General features: G+C 61.8%; 1 protein-coding gene. It reads right to left on the reverse strand.

Annotation, left to right across the window (positions count from 1 at the left end):
* Window positions 1-43: 43 nt before the first annotated feature.
* Entirely contained in the window at window positions 44-1,312 is a 1,269-nt protein-coding gene (locus G3N64_RS39105) for an IS256 family transposase (RefSeq protein ID WP_205788897.1), read from the reverse strand.
* Window positions 1,313-1,376: the final 64 nt, after the last annotated feature.

Consider the following 1,376-nt stretch of genomic DNA (forward strand, 5'->3'; position numbering starts at 1 on the left):
GAACCTGTCCGCATTTTTGTGGGCGAGGCGGTTGAACAACAGGTTATCCACGCGCCTGCGTGAATCGCTCGCCGAACAGGATAGCAAACTGGTTCATCGCTGATTTCCAGTCGAAGGCGGCCCGCACGGTCTTGGCCAGCACGTTGCGCAGCGCCAGCCAGAGCAGCTTGATCGCCGCCTCGTCATTGGGGAAGTGACCACGGGTCTTGATGATCTTGCGCAGTTGCATGTTCAGACTTTCAATGGCATTCGTTGTGTACACAACCCGTCGAATCTCCGGCGGAAACACGAAGAACGGTATGACGTGCTCCCAGGCGCGCTGCCACGATTGCACGATGGTCGGATATTTCTCGCCCCACGGGCCGTCGGCGAAGTCCTGTAACGCCTGCCTTGCCGCCTCTTCGCTAGCGGCTGCGTAGATCGGGCGCAGGGCTGCGGCGAGCGCCTTACGGTCCTTGTAGCTGGCGTACTCCAGACTGTTGCGGATCAGATGCACGATGCAGGTCTGAACGGTGGTCCGCGGATAGGCCGTGCTGATGGCTTCGGTCAGCCCCTTCAGGCCATCGACCACGGCGATCAGGATGTCCTGGCAGCCGCGCGTCTTGAGTTCGTTGAACACCTTGAGCCAGAACTTGGCGCCCTCGGTCTGCTCGATCCAGAGGCCCAGCACGTCGCGCTGGCCGTCGGCCTGAATGCCCAAGGCCAGATAGACGGCCTTGTTGCTGACCACGCCGTCGTCGCGGATCTTGACCCGCAGCGCATCGAAGAACACCACCGGGTACATTGGCTCGAGCGGGCGGTTCTGCCAGCTCAGCGCCTCGACCATCACCTCGTCGGTGACCGAGCTGATGAAGTCGGGCGACACTTCGGTGCCGTAGTGCTCGGCCAGAAACCCTTGAATCTCGCGCACACTCATGCCGCGGGCGTACATCGCGATGATGCGTTCGTCGAAGCCGGTGAAGCGGCGCTCGTGCTTGGGAATCAGAATCGGCTCGAAGCTGCCGTCGCGATCGCGGGGGACTTCGACCCGAACCGGGCCACGATCGGTGATGACCGTCTTGCCGCTGGCGCCGTTGCGCTCGTTGGCTTGCCCGGTAGGCTTGGACTGGCCGGACGGGTAGCCCAAATGCAGATTCATCTCGGCGCCCATTGCGCGTTCGATGATCGCTTTGTTGAACGCCAGCATCAGATCCTGGACCTCGGTCGGCGTCATCGGCCCCTTGACCAGTTGGTCCAGCAGTTCCTTGGGCAACTCAGGCAGCGGCCCGCGGGCCGCTGCCTGACGCGCTACGGTTTGTCTTTTCTTCTTCATCGGCATATCCATGACGTTTACTCCGCATGATATGCCCCGCCCACGAAATCACGGATAGGTCCAG

Origin of the sequence: Burkholderia sp. Ac-20344, assembly GCF_017104975.1 — a bacterium.
GTDB lineage: Bacteria > Pseudomonadota > Gammaproteobacteria > Burkholderiales > Burkholderiaceae > Burkholderia.